This window comes from Enterococcus sp. MMGLQ5-1 (assembly GCF_013155265.1).
Classification (GTDB): Bacteria; Bacillota; Bacilli; order Lactobacillales; family Streptococcaceae; genus MMGLQ5-1.
Map to the genome: position 1 here is coordinate 50,329 of NZ_JABJXU010000009.1, position 18,354 is coordinate 68,682.

Here is an 18,354-nt window from a genome sequence, read left to right on the forward strand (position 1 = left end):
CTTAGAAATTTGCCTAATTGTCTTTACGATTGAGCAAAAATTCGGTAGAATGTATTAGGTAATCAAGCCGGGTTAGCTCAGTCGGTAGAGCAACGCACTCGTAACGCGTAGGTCGTAGGTTCAATTCCTGCACCCGGCATTTATAATAGCAGCACTGATTTATCAGTGCTTTTTGGTTTCTTGTTCTAAATTATTTTAACTATATATGATATGCTCATAAATTGTTATAGGCTATTAATTTTGAAAAATATTCTATTTTAAATTTCAGTTTATGATTGGCTGCCACAATTCAAATTCTTGAATATTCAGACACAGCTAGAACCGATGTTTGAATCTATAATAATTTTTTTATCATTTTAATTTAGAGTTTAAGCTTTATTTAAGCTTCCGGCTATACTATTAGCTCATCCCAAATAATTAATCTTTTTCATAAACTCCTTGACCTTCAGTTATCTGAAGGTCTTTTTGTTATTAATTAATTATTTTTCATATTTAAATTTTTTTGAATCAATCCTCTTGGCCCAACAGGTGTTGAGAAAACAATTTGTGTATTGGTATTGCCGAAGCGTTGTAGTAAGCCAATAAATTGATCTAGTTCATCAGTGCCGGGAAAGACGACTTTTAAGAGCATTGAAAAAGGTCCTGTAACACAGTCGCATTCAAGGACATTTGGAATGGATTCAATGAAAGGATAAAACTCTGGCTTATCTTTAGGAGAAACTTCTAAACTAACATACGCTTTGATATGAAACCCCATTTTTTTATAGTTAAGTATGGCTTGGTATTCTTTGATGTAATTCTTTTTTTCTAAATTTTGGATGCGTGCAGATGTGGCTGGTGAAGAAACAAAGCATTGCTCAGCTAATTTTTTTATTGAGCTTCGACCATCTAATTGCAGTGAATTTAGTAGCTTTAAATCGATATCGTCCATTTTACACCTTTTTCCTTTGTCAAGTTTTATAACATTTACAGCTATAGTCTAATGCAAAATTTCAAAAAAATCTATATGATTTTAAATAGAGCTTAATTAAAATGCTAAAAAAACGTTTTCAACTTTAAATTAATAAGAAAAATAAATGAATAATATCATTAGATTTTTTCTTTTCCTTTTGCTGTTGTAGGCTTCTGGTATATGTGATATTTTTTGACATATCAAAAACAAATAAAAGGAGCATATATTAAATGATAACTAGAATTGAAACGGACAGTCTGGGTAGTAAGGCGATTCCAGAAGCAGCATATTATGGCATTCATACTAAACGTGCATTTGAAAATTTTCAAATTAGTGGTCAAAGAATGAATCCGCTTTTGATTAAAAATATGGCTCGTATTAAAAAGGCAGCCGCAATTGTTCATCTCAATCATAATGAATTATCTGAGACACGAGCTGAGGCAATTATACAAGCCTGTGATGAAATTATTGAAGGTAAGCTATCGGATCAGTTCATATTAGATGCTTTTCAAGGTGGTGCAGGCACTTCAGCCAATATGAATGTTAATGAGGTTATCGCAAATCGTGCTTTAGAAATTATTGGCGAATTACGTGGCAATTATAAAATTATTCATCCAAATGATCATATCAACAAGTCGCAATCAACGAATGACGTCTATCCAACGGCGGGTAAAATGGCTGTCTTAGAAGAAATATTGTACTTGGAGCAAGCCTTGAGGGAATTAGAGCTGGCTTTAGGTGCAAAGGCAAAGGAATTTAAAAATGTGATCAAGGTTGGTCGGACGCAATTACAGGATGCGTTACCGACTGACTTGGGGGATAGCTTTAAAGCTTATCAGAGTGTGATTTTGCGAGAGTTAAAACGAATTAAGGCAGTGAAAAAAGAAATTCAAATTGTTAATTTAGGCGGCACTGCAATCGGAACGTCAGTGAATGCTTCAAAAAATTATCTGAAGCAAATTATTCCAGCGATTAATCAGGAATTTCCAATACCGCTTATTCAGTCCGGTGATTTAATTGATGCGACGCAAAATTTAGATGGTCTTGTCCAAGTTTCAGCGCATTTGAAGAGTTTGGCTGTTACGCTTACTAAAATTTCGAATGATTTGCGGCTCATGTCTAGTGGGCCTCAAGCAGGGCTTGGTGAAATTCGCTTACCACAAAAACAAGTTGGCTCATCAATTATGCCCGGTAAAGTTAATCCAGTGATTCCAGAAGTCGTTTCACAAATTGCTTTTCAAGTGATTGGTAATGATTTAAGTATTACCTTGGCAGCTGAAAATGGTCAATTGGAACTAAATGCTTTTGAACCCGTATTATTTCAAAATTTGCTGTCTTCTGTCAATCTTCTGACCAATGGTATCAAAACCTTAACAGAAAATGCAATTTTAGAGCTGAAGGCTAATGAGGCATTCTGTTATGAGTCTGTGATGACTAGCGATATTATGATTACTGCTCTGGCGCCTTTTATTGGCTATGAAAAATCAGCCAGTTTATTAAAGGAAGCTCGTATTCGCCAAATTTCTGTGAGAGAAGTAGCCTATGAGTCTAAGGTTTTACCTGTAAAACAGCTTAATCAATTATTAAATCCAGCATATTTTATTGCGAATCAAGCTGAAGTAGATTCTGTTGAAAGCTTAGTTTATGTTTAGTAAAAAATTTATCGTTACAAACACCTTGAATCAGCCGTTTTGATTCAAGGTATTTTTATTATTTTTAAAATGGGTATTGTAAAATCTTTTTGATATGCTATACTAAAAAATGCAAATCGTAATGATTACATTTTACCTGTGGTATTGAGAAAGGAATTATTGATGAAGAAAATCGTATTATTAATGGGATTGCTAGTTCTATTTTTGACTGGCTGTAATAGTAAGACGAGCGATAAGAGTGAAGCAAATGACGAGAAATTAAGTATTGTTACGACTTTTTATCCAATGTACGACTTTACTAGAAATATTGTCGGTGATGAAGGTGATGTCTCTTTATTAATTGGTTCAGGGGTTGAACCACATGACTATGAGCCTTCAGCAAAGGACATTGCTAAAATTACTGACGCGGATGCATTTATTTATAATAATGAAAATATGGAGACTTGGGTACCTGATTTAACTAAGACCTTGAAAAAGGATAGTGTCAATGTGATTAAAGCATCGCAAGACATTTTATTATTACCCGGCTTGGAAGAAGAAGGTCATGATCACAGCGGTGAAGAAGGTCATTCGCATGAGATGGATCCACACGTCTGGTTAGCGCCATCGTTGGCGATTAAGGAAGTGGAAACGATTCGTGATCAGTTGATAAAGGCTTATCCGAAAAAGAAGGCAGCATTTACAAAAAATGCAGCGGCTTATATTGAAAAATTAACTGCTTTGGATAATAAATATGCAACAAGCTTAAAAAATGCGACACAGAAAAATTTTGTAACACAGCATGCAGCCTTCCAATATTTAGCGATGGAATATGGCTTAAATCAAGTTTCAATTGCTGGTCTTTCACCAGATCAAGAACCGAGTGCATCACGCTTAGCTGAGCTAAAGGATTATATTTCTGAAAACAATATTAAATATATTTACTTTGAAGAGAACGCTTCTAGTAAGGTTGCTGAAACGTTAGCAAATGAGGCTAAGGTAGAGTTGCTTGTTTTAAATCCGCTTGAAGGCTTGACAAAAGAGCAACAAAAAAATGAAGAAGATTACATTTCTGTAATGACAGAAAATCTCACTGCTTTAGAAAAGACGACTACCCAAACGGACGGGAAGGAAATAATTGAACCAGAAGAAACTGCTGAAAAAACGGTTTATGATGGCTACTTTAAAGACTCTCAGGTAGAGGATCGGAGTCTAGCAAATTATAAAGGCGATTGGCAATCAGTTTATCCTTATCTTGAAGATGGTACCTTAGACCAAGTCTTTGATTATAAAGCAAAGCTTAAGAAAAAAATGACCGCTGAAGAATATAAAGCATATTATACAACTGGTTATCAAACAGATGTTGATGAAATTAAGATTACAGATAAAACAATTGATTTTATTGTAGCTGGTAAAAGTCATAAGGCAACATACAAATATGTTGGCAAGAAAATTTTGGATTATGAAGCTGGCAATCGAGGTGTTCGCTATTTATTTGAAGCAACTGAAGCTGTTGACGGTGCATATAAGTATGTTCAATTTAGTGATCATAATATTACCGATGTTAAAACAGAACATTTCCATATTTTCTTTGGAAATGATAGTCAAGATGCCTTGCTTAAGGAAATGGATCACTGGCCAACCTATTACCCAAGTACAATGACAGGTAAAGAAATTGCTCAAGAAATGATCTTACATTAAAAAATTGTCTGATAAATTGTAAGCTTGGCAATTAGGAGACTAAGGCATGACGCCTTGGTCTCTTTTTGCTATAATCGGTTTGAGGATGTGAAATCATGAAAAAAAACTTTGTGGTAATCGGTTTAGGGAGATTTGGTAGCAGTATTGTTAGAACATTAGTAGAGTCTGGTCACGAGGTTCTAGCAATTGACTCCAACGAAGATCGCGTGAATGAATATATGAATATCGCAACACATGCTGTTGTTGCGAATGCGCAGGATGAAGCGGTTCTTAAATCTTTAGGGATTCGTAATTTTGATGCTGTAGTTGTTGCCATTGGTGAGGATTTACAAGCGAGTATTTTGGTAACGTTGATGGTCAAAGAAATGAATGTGAAAAATGTCTGGGTTAAGGCCTTGGATGATTATCACGCTAGAGTGCTTGAAAAAATCGGTGCTGATAGAGTAGTTCATCCAGAGCGTGATATGGGTGTTAGAATAGCTCATAGCTTGACAGCGAATAATTTAGTCGATTACTTTGAAATTAGCAAGGATTTTTCAATGGCAGAGATAAAGGTCTACAATAAAAAATTCATAAACCGTACTTTACAGGAATTGAGTTTTCCTAAAAAATATAATGTCCAAATTTCAGCGATTAAAAAGACCTCTGGTGAGGTTGAGCTGGCAACAGCGGATTCAATTATTCATGAGAAGGATTCAATTTTAGTGGTTGGCAGGACAGAGGATGTTGAATATTTAGACGAAATTTTATATCGGACATAAATGATAATGCATTTCATCTTGGATGGAATGTATTTTATTTTAAAAATAATTGCACTTTTGTGCTATTTTTTAAAAAATGTTACAAATAATTCCCTAGAAATCAACGTTTTAAATTAAATAATATTTTTGAGACTAGATTGGAGATTCGGTCTGTTAAACTAATAGTATCAAATAAAGGAAATGAGGAATAGATGATGGAATTTATGTTAGATACTGCCAATTTATCAGAGATTGAGCAATACGTGAGGATTGCTCCGATTTCAGGAGTTACTTCTAATCCATCGATTGTAAAAAAAGAAGGGAAAATTGCTTTTTTTGAGCATATGAAGCAAATTAGAACAATCATTGGAATGGATAAAAGCTTGCATATTCAGGTTGTTGCTCAAGATGCTAAGGGAATGCTAGCAGATGCAGAAGCAATCTTGAACAAGGTTGATCAGCAGGTTTTTATCAAGGTACCAGTCAATTCAGTTGGTTTGGAGGTTATCAAGGCTTTAAAGGCGCAAAATGTTAATGTAACTGCAACTGCTGTTTATAGCAAATTCCAAGCTTATTTAGCAATCGCTGCGGGCGCAGATTATATCGCACCTTATTTTAATCGGATGGAAAATTTAAATATTAATGCACAGGCAACGATTATAGAAATTGCACGAGAAATTGAGCGCACCAATAGTTCATCAAAAATATTGGCGGCAAGCTTTAAAAATGTTGGTCAAATCAATGCGGCATTAGAAGGCGGTGCGCAGGCTGCAACAATGGGTGTTGATATTATTTCAGCGGCGCTTGGTATGCCCTCTATCGAAAAAGCTGTTGTTGACTTTACAGCAGATTGGGAACAATCATTCGGCAAAGGAACGACAATTTCTAGTCTGTAAATTAAGCTAATCAAATATTAAATGAACTTGGCTGGGATGTTTTTTCATTCCAGTCATTTTCAGTCTTAAAATAGGCTATAATTTAAAGATAGAGGAGGTGTAGCAGGTGGATGATAAAAAACGATTATTAGCAAGGGTTGCTTATATGTACTATCAGGAGGATATGAGTCAAGCAGAGATAGCTAAAACGCTTGGCATTTATCGTACGACTATTAGTCGAATGCTGACTAAGGCCAAGCAGCAGGGAATTGTTGAGATAAAGGTACACCATTTTGATTCAGCAATTTTTGAATTAGAAACATTTTTTAAGCAAAAATTTGATTTAACTCAAATTGAAATTGTGCCAACATCTCATCGTTTGACTGAAAAGGAAAAAGCTGATAATCTATCTGTCGCTGCAGCAGAATTTATTCGTAAAAATATTAGTGATGATAGTGTTGTTGGCTTATCGTGGGGGGCAACCATTGGTCGAACGATTAGCCGAATTAGTCCAAAGCAGACTGTAGATACGGTATTTTTACCAATTGTCGGTGGTCCTAGTCATGTTAATTCAAAGTATCATGTTAATACACTGGTCTATGAAATGGCGAAAAAATTTCATGGTCAGAGTATTTTTATTAATGCAACTGTCATTCAAGAATCTCAGCCTTTGGCAGCCGGTATTATTAAATCAAAGTATTTTGCTGAAATTCATGATTACTGGTCAAAAATGGATACTGTGATATTAGGGATTGGTGGTCCTTTAAATTACCAAAATAGTCAATGGCGAGATTTATTGACAATGAAAGATATTAAGGCACTAAAATTGCGTGAAGCAGTAGGTGATTTTGCTTGTAGCTTTTTTGACGCTGATGGGAAAGTTTTAAAGGGCGATTTATACCAACGGCGTATTGGGATACCGGTAGAGCTGATTGCTAAGGTACCAGCTTCAATTGGTATTGCAAATGGTTTGAATAAGGCGCCAGCTATTCTTGGATTAATAAGAAGAGGATACATCAATAGTTTAATTACCGATCAGGAAACGGCACTAGAAATGCAGAGGATATTTAATGAGAATAATGCGTGAATTTTTTGTGATGTAATTGCACCTATAGATTTAGAGATGTAAAAAGCAAATCCTTTTGTGATTTGCTTTTTTAGTGATTTAGACTAATATTAAGCGCGTTTTTGCTTCAATTAAGCGTCTGGCATCTGCTGGAATATCTTGATTGGTAATGACAATATCAGCAGCTTGCCATTTTGCGACCTGAACTAGAGATGAGTAATTAAATTTTTGACTATCTAATAGAATGATGGTTCGAGTGCTTTTTGCAATCAGCTGCCTTTTAATTTCCGCATCAACGAGTGATGAGGTACAAAAGCCGTCTCTGCCCAAAACACCGCTTGAGCCCAGAAAGCATAAATCATATTTGACATCATCATATAATTGATTCGCCGTATCATTTTGAAAGGACATATCTGCTTCAGAATATCTGCCGCCCACGCAATAAACTGTATTTTTTGAATGGATGAGCTCTAAAATAGCGGCTAGAGAGCCTGTGAAAATATGTTTATTATCATGCGTTTTAAGGTGGTTTGCTAGCAGGGCAGCTGTACTGCCTTGATCTAACCCGATGCTGCAGCGCCCCTTAGGAATTAGTTTAGCGGCCGCTTGGACGAGCTTGCTTTTATTTGCATAGTTAATTGGGGTTCGATTAACAACTGGCTCTAGCGGTTTGGCTTGGATAAGCTTGGCGACACCGTAGCGTTTTTCAAGGATACCTTCTGAGGCGAGATATTTTAGGTCTTTGCGAATTGTTTCATCAGAAACTTGGAATTGATTGACCAATTCATTAATCCGTACCTCATTTTTCTGATATAAAAGCTTGGTGATTGCTTGACGTCTAGCTTGAATTTCTTCGGCTTTCATCACATATTCTCCAATCGTTTTAATTTTAACGTTAGAAATAGTATAGTAAATTTCAAGTTAAAAACCAAGTTTTATAGTTTTTAAACTTGGGATTTATCGAAAAAACCAAATTATATGTTTAAAAACCAAGTTTTTAATTGAATTCAAAAATAGAGATTATATAATTATTATAAAGGTGAACGTAAAAGGATTTTGAAAGAAAGGAAAAAATAATGGCATTAGGTGTAATCGAAAAAGGCAAAAATACTAGTAACGTTGTATTAAAGGGCAATCGTAGGCTTCAGCAGATGAAGGCGAATTTATTTAAAGAAAAACGTCAAATCTCTATAGAGCGTGCTTTGCTTTATACAGAAAGCTATCAGCAAACAGAAGGGCAATCTGTTATTATTCGTCGTGCTAAAGCAGTAGCACATATTTTAGAAAACGTTAAAATTAGTATTCGTGAGGGCGAGCTTTTAGTGGGAAATCGAACGGTACGCCCGAGATCAGGCATTTTATCTCCAGAAATGGATCCATATTGGATTTTGGAGGAGATTGATACAATCGATGCTCGACCTCAGGATCAGTTTAAATTTATGGCGGCAGACAAAAAAATTTATCTTGAAGCACTATACCCGTATTGGAAAAATCGTTCGATGAAGGATTTTATTAAGACGCAAATTACGCCAGATATCCAGCAAGCCCTTGATGACGAGATTTTCAAATTAAATCAAACAGATAAAGGTCAGGGTCATATTATCATGGATTTTCCAGCCATTTTAGAACATGGCATTCAATATTATATTGATTTATTAAAAGTGAAAATTAATACTAGGCCTGAAAATGATTTCTTTAAAGCAGGATTGCTTATTTTTGAGGCAATGCATAATCATTTTTTAAGATATTCCGCGCTAGCGAAAGAATTGGCCGATGCGGCAGTGTCAGATAAACGAAAAAAGGAATTAGAAGCTATTGCTGAAATGTGTCACAAGCTAAGTACCCAAAAGCCGGATACATTTTACGAAGCGTTGCAGCTACTTTGGATGACCAGTGTCGTTGGACAGTATGAATCTAATGCTTCGTCACTTTCTTTAGGCAGAATGGATCAATATCTCTATCCATTTTATCAACAATCATTGAAAAACAATACTAGTGCCGATTTTCTTTATGAGGTATTGGGTGATTTTTATGTTAAAACAAATGATGTGGTTTTATTAAGAAGTGAAAGTAGTGCTAAGTGCTTTGCTGGGTTTCCGACTGGTTATACAGTTGTACTTGGTGGATTAGATGAATTTGGGCGTTCGTCAGTTAATGAATTATCATATATGATGCTGGATTTATATCACGAAATTCTTTTACCTCAACCAAATTTATCAGTTAGGATGAATGAACTGATTCCTAGAAAATTTTTATTAAAAACTTGTGAAACGATTCGCTTAGGGACGGGGATTCCACAATTGTTTAATGATGAGGTTTGTGTACCTGCTTTTTTAAGTAAGGGCGTAGCCTTGAAGGATGCTCGTGATTATGCAACTGTTGGTTGTGTTGAAATCAGTATTCCGGGGAAAACCTATGGCCTGCATGATATCGCATTGTTTAATTTATTAAGAATTATGGAGCTCTCGATGTATGAGCTTAAAGATAAAGCTGATTTAACTTATGAGGCGCTGTTCGGAGCTATTGAAGCAAGTATTACCCGTTATGTTAAATTAGTGGTTAAGGGCTCAGATATTGTTGATTTAGGACATCGTCACTATGCACCAACTCCATTTCTGTCAGTTCTAATTGCGGATTGTCTGGAAAACGGATGTGATGTCACAGAAGGCGGAGCCCGCTATAATTTTTCTGGCGTGCAGGGTATCGGTGAAGCAAACTTGAGTGACTCACTTTTTGTAATTAAGAAATTAGTTTTTGAAAAGCATGAGATGACTTTTTCAGAGTTAGTGGACGCGATGGCAGTCAACTATCAAGGTGAATATGCAAAATTGCAGGAGCATCTCATCCAAGATTTTGATAAATATGGTAATGACAATGATGAAATTGACGAGATTGCCATGAAAATTTTTCATCACTTTGCGATGGAGCTAGATCGATACCATAATATCCGTGGTGGGCGCTTTATTCCAGGTGCATATACGGTTTCTGCCCATATTCCGTTAGGAGAAGCCGTTGGTGCAACCCCTGATGGTCGTAAAGCGCATGAACAGCTTGCTGACGGTGGCCTTTCCCCGATGGTCGGACGCGATCGCTTAGGGCCAACGGCCGTTTTAAAATCAGTTAGTAAGCTTGATAATTATTTGACGGTAAATGGTAGTCTTTTGAATTTAAAATTTCAACCAAATACTCTTAAAGGTGTGACAGGGTTAAATAAATTTGCTGATTTTTTAATGGCTTATACGAAGTTAAAAATTCAACACGTACAATTTAATGTTCAGTCTAAGCAAACCTTACTGGATGCTCAAAAAAATCCCGAGAAATATACTGGCTTATTAGTTCGTGTTGCGGGCTATAGTGCATTTTTTGTTGATTTGAATAAGCAAATTCAGGATGATATTATCGCACGTGTCGAGCATGAATTATAATTAAGGTGAGCATATCATTTTGAAAAAAATCCTAATTCTGCGTGTATCTACTCAGATGGCCTGTGTCCAGGCGCAAAATGTAGATTTTTGAAAAATGATAGTCAGTCTTTCCTGTAAAATAAGTCGTTTCAGTTTTTTAGGTGAGTGAGGAGGAGGTTTGAATGGATGCGATGAATAACGAGCTAAAAGGCTTAGTGTTTAATATTCAGCGATATTCAATTCATGATGGTACTGGTATTAGAACCGTGATTTTTTTAAAAGGCTGTCCATTAAAATGTCCTTGGTGTGCCAATCCAGAGTCACAAAAGGCGGTTACTCCAACCCAATGGTTAAAAAATGGCAAAATAGAAATTATTGGTGAATGGCTCACTGTTTCAGAGGTTGTTGAAGAAGTATTGAAAGACGAGATTTTTTTTAGAACTTCTGGTGGCGGTGTCACTCTATCTGGTGGGGAGGTCCTGACGCAAAGCGTTTTTGCGCAGGCATTACTGCGGGAATTTTATGAATTGGGTATTCATACAGCGATTGAAACAACAGGCTGCTATTCTAAAGAACGTTTAGCATCTCTTTGTCCGTACTTGAATGAGATTTTATTTGATTTAAAGCTAATGGACTCAGAGCAGTCTAAAAGAGTGATTGGTGCAGATATTAATCTGGTTAAAGCAAACTTTGAATTGGCAATTGGCCAATCAGAAATAGCAGTCATTCCTAGGATTCCCTTGATCCCAAGCTATACAGTGAAACCAGATAACCTAATAGCTATAATTGATTACCTGAAATCGCTTGATGTTAAGAGGGTCCATCTATTGCCGTTTCATCAATATGGTAGCAGCAAATATGATTATCTCGGTTGGGACTATCAGCTAAAGGAGCTGCCAACTCTTTTAGCAGACAGCTTGAAAGCGATACAGCAGATGTTTGAGGCTGCTAAATTGACCACGGTTATGGAAGGTTTAGCATAAATTTAAGAGGGCGGACTTACTGTCCTGAGGGTGGGACAAAAGTCCTATCCCTTTTCTCTAATTTCCTAGACGCTGGTTATTGAAGCTAGATTGTCTAAAAAGCGTAAACGGCTTGTTTTGAAAGTTGAGCATAAGACTGAAAAATAGTAAGGAGGCACTTAGCCTATCTATTTTTTCAGCTTATGCCGATACTTTCAAGCCATTGAAGTTAGATTGTCTAAAAAGCGTAAACAGTTTGTTTTGACGGGTTTTCTCTCTCAAAACTGTTCAAATAGATACGTCATCCGGTCAGACAGAAAGCGTCTGACTGAATAAACGAATGACTCGTCTATTTTTCACAGTTTTAATCAGAGATAGAAAACACCTTGCTATTGTTAGCCTATCTGATAAGACAATTAATGCCCGCTTGCTTGAAAATGGCTTGATGCTCCAGTAAATCCTCGCTATGTAATTGAGGGACGTTGGCCATTTGATAATTCCGTTTTAGTGATTGATATTTCTTTTCGCCAAATTGGTGGAAGGGTAGTAGCTCTATTTTATCAATACCTAGCTGTAGAAATAATTCAGCAAAATAGCTTGCATCCTTTAGACTATCATTGAAATCGGGAATAACCGGTACTCTAACAATGAGATTGTGGTGATGGGCAAGTGCGTACTGCAGGTTTGCCAATATCTGTTTGTTGTCTACACCGATTCCCTTTTTATGCTTATCGGGATTATAGTGTTTTACATCAAAGTATAACAAATCGATATTTGAAATGAATTCTTCAAAAGCAGCGTGTTCGGCGAAGCCTGTTGTCTCACAGGTGATGTGAATTCCTTTATGATGTAAGACCTTTGCAAGCTTCGTCGCAAAGTCGACCTGAAATAATACTTCTCCGCCAGAAAAGGTTACACCGCCGTCAGATTCGAGGTAAAACGGTTCATCCTGCATGACCTCATTAACAATTTCGTCAATTGTTTTATAGTTACCGACTATTGTTTCTTGATTTTTTTGTGAGTGCCACATTTTTTCAGGCTTGCCTGACTGAGATTCTGGATTAGAGCACCAATAACAACGAAGCGGACAGCCCTTGAAAAAGATAACAGTTCTGATACCGGGACCGTCGTGAATACTAAATTTTTGAATATTAAAAATACAGGCTTGCTCGTGCATAATGTCCTCCTTTTGACAGATTATTTCTAATTAATTATAGCACGATTTATTTCTTACGAAAACATATTTTTTTCTTTAGAAATAAAAATGGTTTTTTTATAGGAGAAATTTATTTCAAAGATAATTCAAAAATTGTTTTTTAATTTGCGCTATGATAGACTAAGCAACATATGGAGGTGTTACTTTGGCTAGATTAGACGAAATTATTTCAATTGTTAATCAAAGAAAAAAAGTAGAAGTTAACGAGCTTGCGGAACTTCTGAATGTTTCAAAGGTAACAATAAGAAAAGATTTAGATCGTTTAGAGAAGCGAGGAATGATTCATCGCCAACACGGTTTTGCTGAAATTAATAATCAGGATGATTTAAATTATCGCTTAGCTACTAATTACGATTTAAAGAAGAAAATTGCGACGAAAGCAAGGGAGCTAGTAAATGATGGTGAAACAATTATTATTGAATCAGGCTCAACCTGTGTCCTATTAGCTGAAGAGATTGCAATGCATTGTAAAGATGTTACTATTATTACAAATTCATGCTTTTTAGCTGCTTATGTTCGTAAATATGAGAATATTGAAATTATTCTATTAGGTGGCGAATACCAAAAGGATTCTCAGGTGAATGTAGGACCATTGATTAAAACTGTTGTTGATTATTTTTATGTTGACAAATTATTTGTTGGAATTGATGGCTATAATCCAAAGGGGATTTTCACCGGTAGTGATTTGGCGAGAGCAGATGCTTCCAAGCTGATGGCACAGTCTGCCGATAAGGTGATTATTTTAACAGATTCGAGTAAATTTGTGCAAAGAGGCTTGGTGACAGAGTTTAATATTTCTGAGGTTGACACAATCTTTACAGATATCGGTATTGAACCTCAGCTATGTAAGCAGCTAGAGCAACAAGGGGTAAATATAATCACAGTATAATCATAATTTATAATTATTTATTGATAGATTAAAGTAATACGAGCTAAAGCTGCGTCATAGCTTTAGTTCTTTTTTTTGTTTTTAATTGACTTTGTTTTTTAATCGTGCTAGGATTTAGTTGCGAATGAAACTTATTTTTATTTCAAACGAAAAAAGAAAGGTGATTTAGATGGTAACAGTTATTCAAGAAAAGGTAGCATTAAAAACCAATCATTTTGGTGAATTAACTCAGCGTATGAGTGAATATCGAGAAAGTGTCCTTACCAAGCAACCCTATATTTGTGCCGAACGGGCATTATTAGCGACAGAGGCCTATCAATTACATCAAAACCAGCCCAGTGTTGTGAAGCGTGCGTTGATGCTGCAAAATATTTTAGAAAAAATGTCTATTTATATTGAGGATGAAACGCAAATTGTTGGTAATCAGGCTGCTTCAAATCGGGATGCACCAATTTTTCCAGAATACACGATGGCTTTTGTGATCGATGAGCTTGATTTATTTGAAAAGCGTGATGGCGATGTTTTTCATATTACTGAGCAAACAAAGGCTGATTTACGTCGAATTGCCCCATTTTGGGAGAATAATAACTTAAGAGCAAAGGCGGGGGCATTATTACCAGATGAGGTTTCAGTCTATATGGAAACAGGTTTTTTTGGTATGGAAGGCAAGATGAATTCTGGGGATGCTCATTTAGCGGTAGACTATCAGTCAATGCTAAAGCTTGGGATAAAAGGTTATCAGGAGCGTGCACGTCAAGCAAAGGCAAATTTAGACTTAACGCAACCTGAAAATATTGACAAGTATCAATTTTATAAGGCAGTTGATATTGTCATGAATGCCGTTTATACATTTGCAAAGCGTTATGCTAGGCTGGCACGAGAATTGGCTGAAACGGCTGAGCCAAAAAGGGGCTTGGAGCTGCTTGAGCTAAGCCGAATTTGTGAGAAGGTACCTTATGAGCCAGCTGCTACCTTCCACGAGGCAATTCAGGCTGTTTGGTTTATTCAGCTGATATTACAAATTGAATCTAATGGGCATTCATTATCCTATGGTCGTTTTGATCAATATATGTATCCTTATTTAAAAGCTGACTTAGCTAAGCAACAGATTACTGAGGCGAAAGCAATCGAGCTATTAACGAATCTTTGGATTAAAACCTTAACAATTAATAAGGTTCGCAGCCAAGCGCATACCTTCAGCAGCGCAGGAAGCCCGCTTTACCAAAACGTGACAATCGGTGGACAAACGAAAGCTAAGCAAGATGCTGTCAATAAATTGTCATATCTTGTTTTGAAAAGTGTTGCGCAAACTAAATTGCCACAGCCTAATCTCACGGTTCGTTATCATTCAGGCTTGGATAAAGCATTTATGAATGAATGTATTGAGGTAATGAAGCTTGGTTTTGGGATGCCAGCCTTTAATAATGACGAAATAATTATTCCCTCGTTTATTAAGATTGGCGTTACTGAAGAGGATGCCTATGATTATAGTGCAATTGGCTGTGTTGAGACAGCTGTTCCAGGAAAATGGGGTTATCGCTGCACAGGGATGAGTTATATGAATTTTCCAAAAATTTTACTGATTGCAATGAATGATGGGATAGATCCTGTATCTGGCAAAAGATTTACAAAGGGTTACGGTCACTTTACAAAGATGACATCTTTTGCAAATTTAGAAACGGCATGGGATAGTGTTGTACGTGAGCTGACAAGAAAAAGTGTCATTGTTGAAAATGCAATTGACATTGGCTTGGAGCGTGATGTACCTGACATTCTTTGCTCAGCGTTAACTGCAGACTGTATTGGTCGAGGGAAGACTCTAAAAGAGGGTGGCGCAATTTATGACTTCATTTCTGGTTTACAGGTAGGGATTGCTAATTTGGCCGATTCACTTGCTGCGATTAAACAGCTAGTGTTTGAACAAAAGAAATTTACACCTGCTGAATTATGGGAAGCTTTAATGACGGATTATGCGACTGAGCAAGGTCAGGAAATACAACAAATGATTATTAATGAGGTGCCAAAGTATGGTAATGACGATGACTATGTCGATCAATTAGTCGTCAAGGCCTATGATAGCTACATTGAGGAGGTCAAAAAATATCCAAATACGCGCTATGGGCGTGGATCGATTGGGGGGACACGCTACTCTGGTACTTCTTCAATTTCAGCAAATGTTGGTCAAGGCAAGGGGACAATGGCAACACCAGATGGTCGAAATGCATGGACTCCACTAGCCGAGGGGTGTTCGCCATCTCATAATATGGATAAGCATGGGCCTACCTCAGTTTTGAAGTCAGTCTCGAAGCTAAGGACAGAAGAAATTATTGGCGGTGTCTTGCTTAATCAGAAGGTAAATCCACAGATGATTGCTAAAGAGGCGGATAAACAGAAACTGATTATGCTAATTCGTGCCTTCTTTAATCAATTGCATGGCTATCACATTCAATATAACGTTGTTTCGCGTGAAACATTAATTGATGCACAAAAGTATCCAGATAAGCATCGGGATTTAATTGTACGTGTCGCAGGCTATTCAGCCTTCTTCAATGTTCTTTCTAAAGCTACCCAAGATGATATTATTGCGCGAACAGAACAGGTTCTTTAGAGATACGCCAATTTATAAATTAGTATAAAATCAGTTGTTTTCTCTCTCTGAATAAAACTGCGAGCAATAGACTAGTCATTCGTTTATCTAATCAGATGTTTTCTGTCTGACCGAATGATGTTTCTATTTGAGCAGTTTTGAGAGAGATAAAGCCTGTCAAATATGCTGGCAATGCTAAAGCGTTTTTTGAAGGAACATCATTTGCTGTAACAAATGATTTAGATTTCACAATAAAACTATAATATTCAAAGCAGTCTTGAGCAACGTAAAAAAGCAGGACAAAATAATATAGACAAACGCTCAATTATGTTTCTGGCATTTGTCTAAATTCTGAGAGGTAAGGACATTTTGTCCTTGCCTCTTTTGATAAATGAGTATTTAGCCTACGATGATTTAATCATTAAAATTTTCTTGAATCAAATCTTCTAAATCAGCGATTTGTCGTTGTAGCTCTTCACCAATTGAGGTGTCCTTTATTAAAATACGAAATTCATCATGATTAATGATTCGCTTGGTTGAAACAGTCTTGCCTGCTTTCTGGTGAATAAATAAATCAGCTACGGAATTAAAGGGCTGATGAGTGACAATTTGAAAACCAGTTGAGGTATAAAGTAATGTGTAGCCACCGATACCAGTTGTTTGTTGATAGGCTTTGGACAGACCACCATCAATTACAAATAGCTTGCCATCAGCCTTGATTGGACTTTCGCCTTGAGTTACTTTAATTGGTGTATGCCCATTGATAATGTGTGCATTATTACCAGATAAGCCGAATTCTGCAAGGATTTGCTCACAATAGTCGCTTTGATTACGAAAGCTAAAATAAGGATTACGTTTTTCATGATGACTTTCCTTGTCATTAATGAAATAACGCTCGAAAGTCGCCATTTTTTCTTTGCCAAAAAGTGGCGAATATTTACCACACCAAGCATACCAAAACAAGTCCGTATCGAAGTCAATGTGATTGCAAGGATTAGCGTAGCTTAGTCGAAGGTGATTATCAAAGAAATCAAGTAATTTTTTGCCAGTTAAATTTTGTTGACCGAAGTTAACATTCTTAAAATTGCCATTTTCATCTAGAGGGATACAACCATGAAATAGAAGCTGTCCATTATATACAAGATACATGCCACCGTGAGTCATTAGGAAATCCAAGTGTCTCTTTAAACGTTGTGAGTTTTGGAAGCTTTGTAGTAAGGCGCTTATGACTAATTCTTCGTCTAGTGTTAAATGATCGGGCTGCTTTTTATCAACTAGCTGAAAGCAACCATTGATTAATTGATAGCTGTGATTTTTAATTTGAATTTTTTTTTGATCGCTAGACAAATTATGAAGCAATTTGCCACCAGCCAATTTAAATTCTGGTCGACGAATACTCAATTGGCTTTCAAGCTTGTATTGAATGATAGTTAAGGCCTGATGAACCTTAGACAGACTTTCTTTTTGACCTTCATTAGAACAATTTTTAGGGTGAAATTGTTCATTATTAGCATAATTTTTCTCGGCGAATATGAATAGGTGTCTTAAATTAAAGCCATAGGCAGCCTCAATATCATCAAGGTAATTGTATCGAGCAGCAATTCTCAATAAAGCTGCTAAACAAATTTTTGAGCCTGCCATTGCTCCGAGCCATAGGATATCGTGATTGCCCCATTGAATATCGACATTATGGTGAGCAATTAATTCATCCATGACCTTTTCAACTTGCCTTCCTCGATCAAAAATATCGCCAACGACGTGTAGATGGTCAACCACAAGCCGTTGGATTGTCTGACAAATGGCAATTAAGAAATCAGTCATTTGATTTAATTGAATCAGTTTATTAATAATTGTTAAATAATAACTTTCTTTTAAGTCTTGGATTTCAAAGCGGAAGATTAGCTCTTCTGCCAAATAAGCAAAATTTTTGGGAAGTGCTTTTCTTAGCTTTGAACGTGAATATTTACCAGCGACGTCCTTTAAAAGAATAATTATTTGATCAAGCTTAATTGCATACCAATCATCTGGCATTTTTTCTTGGGTAGTCAAGCTTCTTTCTGGATAATAGACAAATAAAGCCAATGCCTCTTTTTCAGGTGTCGCTAATTCAGGAAATAGAAAATAAATTTTTTCACGTATTATTCCAGCACCATTACGTAATGTGTGAGCAAAGGCTTCATATTCGCCATGAATATCACTAATATAATGCTCAGTACCCTTGGGTAATTGCAATATTGCTTCTAAATTAATGCGCTCTGTAAGGAGAGCTTCTTTGGTTTTAAATTGTTCAAATAGTAGATTATTGTACTTGTCTGCAATCATTAATTAACT

At 36.3% G+C, this 18,354-nt stretch carries 13 protein-coding genes and 1 tRNA gene; 10 read left to right on the forward strand and 4 right to left on the reverse strand.

Going from position 1 to position 18,354, the window contains the following annotated elements; translation table 11 throughout:
* Nucleotides 1–66 precede the first annotated feature (66 nt).
* Nucleotides 67–139, forward strand: a tRNA-Thr gene (locus HOY35_RS09800).
* A 336-nt stretch (nucleotides 140–475) separates the two neighbouring features.
* On the opposite strand, the gene HOY35_RS09805 is transcribed toward HOY35_RS09800, so the two are convergent.
* A complete protein-coding gene (locus tag HOY35_RS09805) occupies nucleotides 476–931 on the reverse strand; it encodes an Lrp/AsnC family transcriptional regulator (RefSeq protein ID WP_172213172.1) in 456 nt (151 codons plus the stop codon).
* Nucleotides 932–1,182: 251 nt separating this feature from the next.
* Here HOY35_RS09805 and HOY35_RS09810 point away from each other — a divergent pair, with 251 nt between their 5' ends.
* The 5 genes from HOY35_RS09810 (at nucleotide 1,183) to HOY35_RS09830 (ending at nucleotide 6,986) form a co-directional block, all read left to right on the forward strand.
* On the forward strand, nucleotides 1,183–2,604 hold the full coding sequence (locus HOY35_RS09810) for an aspartate ammonia-lyase (protein ID WP_172213174.1): 1,422 nt from the start codon (nucleotides 1,183–1,185) through the stop codon (nucleotides 2,602–2,604).
* Nucleotides 2,605–2,766: 162 nt separating this feature from the next.
* Complete coding sequence (locus HOY35_RS09815; RefSeq protein WP_172213175.1) at nucleotides 2,767–4,284, forward strand: zinc ABC transporter substrate-binding protein AdcA; 1,518 nt, start codon at nucleotides 2,767–2,769, stop codon at nucleotides 4,282–4,284.
* A 95-nt stretch (nucleotides 4,285–4,379) separates the two neighbouring features.
* Complete coding sequence (locus HOY35_RS09820; RefSeq protein WP_172213177.1) at nucleotides 4,380–5,045, forward strand: TrkA family potassium uptake protein; 666 nt, start codon at nucleotides 4,380–4,382, stop codon at nucleotides 5,043–5,045.
* Nucleotides 5,046–5,239: 194 nt separating this feature from the next.
* On the forward strand, nucleotides 5,240–5,920 hold the full coding sequence (locus HOY35_RS09825) for a fructose-6-phosphate aldolase (protein WP_172213338.1): 681 nt from the start codon (nucleotides 5,240–5,242) through the stop codon (nucleotides 5,918–5,920).
* Between the two features lie 106 nt (nucleotides 5,921–6,026).
* Nucleotides 6,027–6,986: a sugar-binding transcriptional regulator gene (locus tag HOY35_RS09830; RefSeq protein ID WP_349627503.1), complete on the forward strand. Its 960-nt coding sequence runs from the start codon at nucleotides 6,027–6,029 to the stop codon at nucleotides 6,984–6,986.
* 78 nt (nucleotides 6,987–7,064) lie between these two features.
* Here HOY35_RS09830 and HOY35_RS09835 read toward each other — a convergent pair whose 3' ends face one another.
* Nucleotides 7,065–7,829 carry a DeoR/GlpR family DNA-binding transcription regulator gene (locus HOY35_RS09835; RefSeq protein ID WP_172213179.1) on the reverse strand — a complete coding sequence of 255 codons (765 nt, stop codon included), beginning with the start codon at nucleotides 7,827–7,829 and terminating at the stop codon, nucleotides 7,065–7,067.
* Nucleotides 7,830–8,041: 212 nt separating this feature from the next.
* Between HOY35_RS09835 and HOY35_RS09840 the strand changes: the two genes are divergently transcribed.
* Nucleotides 8,042–10,390, forward strand: coding sequence for a formate C-acetyltransferase (locus HOY35_RS09840; RefSeq protein WP_172213181.1), 2,349 nt, complete (start codon nucleotides 8,042–8,044; stop codon nucleotides 10,388–10,390).
* Between the two features lie 161 nt (nucleotides 10,391–10,551).
* Nucleotides 10,552–11,352: a radical SAM protein gene (locus HOY35_RS09845; RefSeq protein ID WP_349627504.1), complete on the forward strand. Its 801-nt coding sequence runs from the start codon at nucleotides 10,552–10,554 to the stop codon at nucleotides 11,350–11,352.
* A 379-nt stretch (nucleotides 11,353–11,731) separates the two neighbouring features.
* Here HOY35_RS09845 and HOY35_RS09850 read toward each other — a convergent pair whose 3' ends face one another.
* On the reverse strand, nucleotides 11,732–12,508 hold the full coding sequence (locus HOY35_RS09850; protein WP_172213183.1) for a glycyl-radical enzyme activating protein: 777 nt from the start codon (nucleotides 12,506–12,508) through the stop codon (nucleotides 11,732–11,734).
* A 184-nt stretch (nucleotides 12,509–12,692) separates the two neighbouring features.
* On the opposite strand from HOY35_RS09850, the gene HOY35_RS09855 reads away from it, so the two are divergent.
* On the forward strand, nucleotides 12,693–13,436 hold the full coding sequence (locus HOY35_RS09855; RefSeq protein ID WP_172213185.1) for a DeoR/GlpR family DNA-binding transcription regulator: 744 nt from the start codon (nucleotides 12,693–12,695) through the stop codon (nucleotides 13,434–13,436).
* Nucleotides 13,437–13,605: 169 nt separating this feature from the next.
* Nucleotides 13,606–16,044 (forward strand): glycyl radical protein, encoded by a 2,439-nt coding sequence (locus tag HOY35_RS09860; RefSeq protein ID WP_172213187.1) that lies wholly within the window; start codon nucleotides 13,606–13,608, stop codon nucleotides 16,042–16,044.
* Between the two features lie 393 nt (nucleotides 16,045–16,437).
* Here the strand turns inward: HOY35_RS09860 and HOY35_RS09865 are convergent, their stop codons facing one another.
* Nucleotides 16,438–18,345, reverse strand: a complete 1,908-nt coding sequence (locus tag HOY35_RS09865; protein WP_172213189.1) for a fructose-1,6-bisphosphatase — start codon at nucleotides 18,343–18,345, stop codon at nucleotides 16,438–16,440.
* Nucleotides 18,346–18,354: the final 9 nt, after the last annotated feature.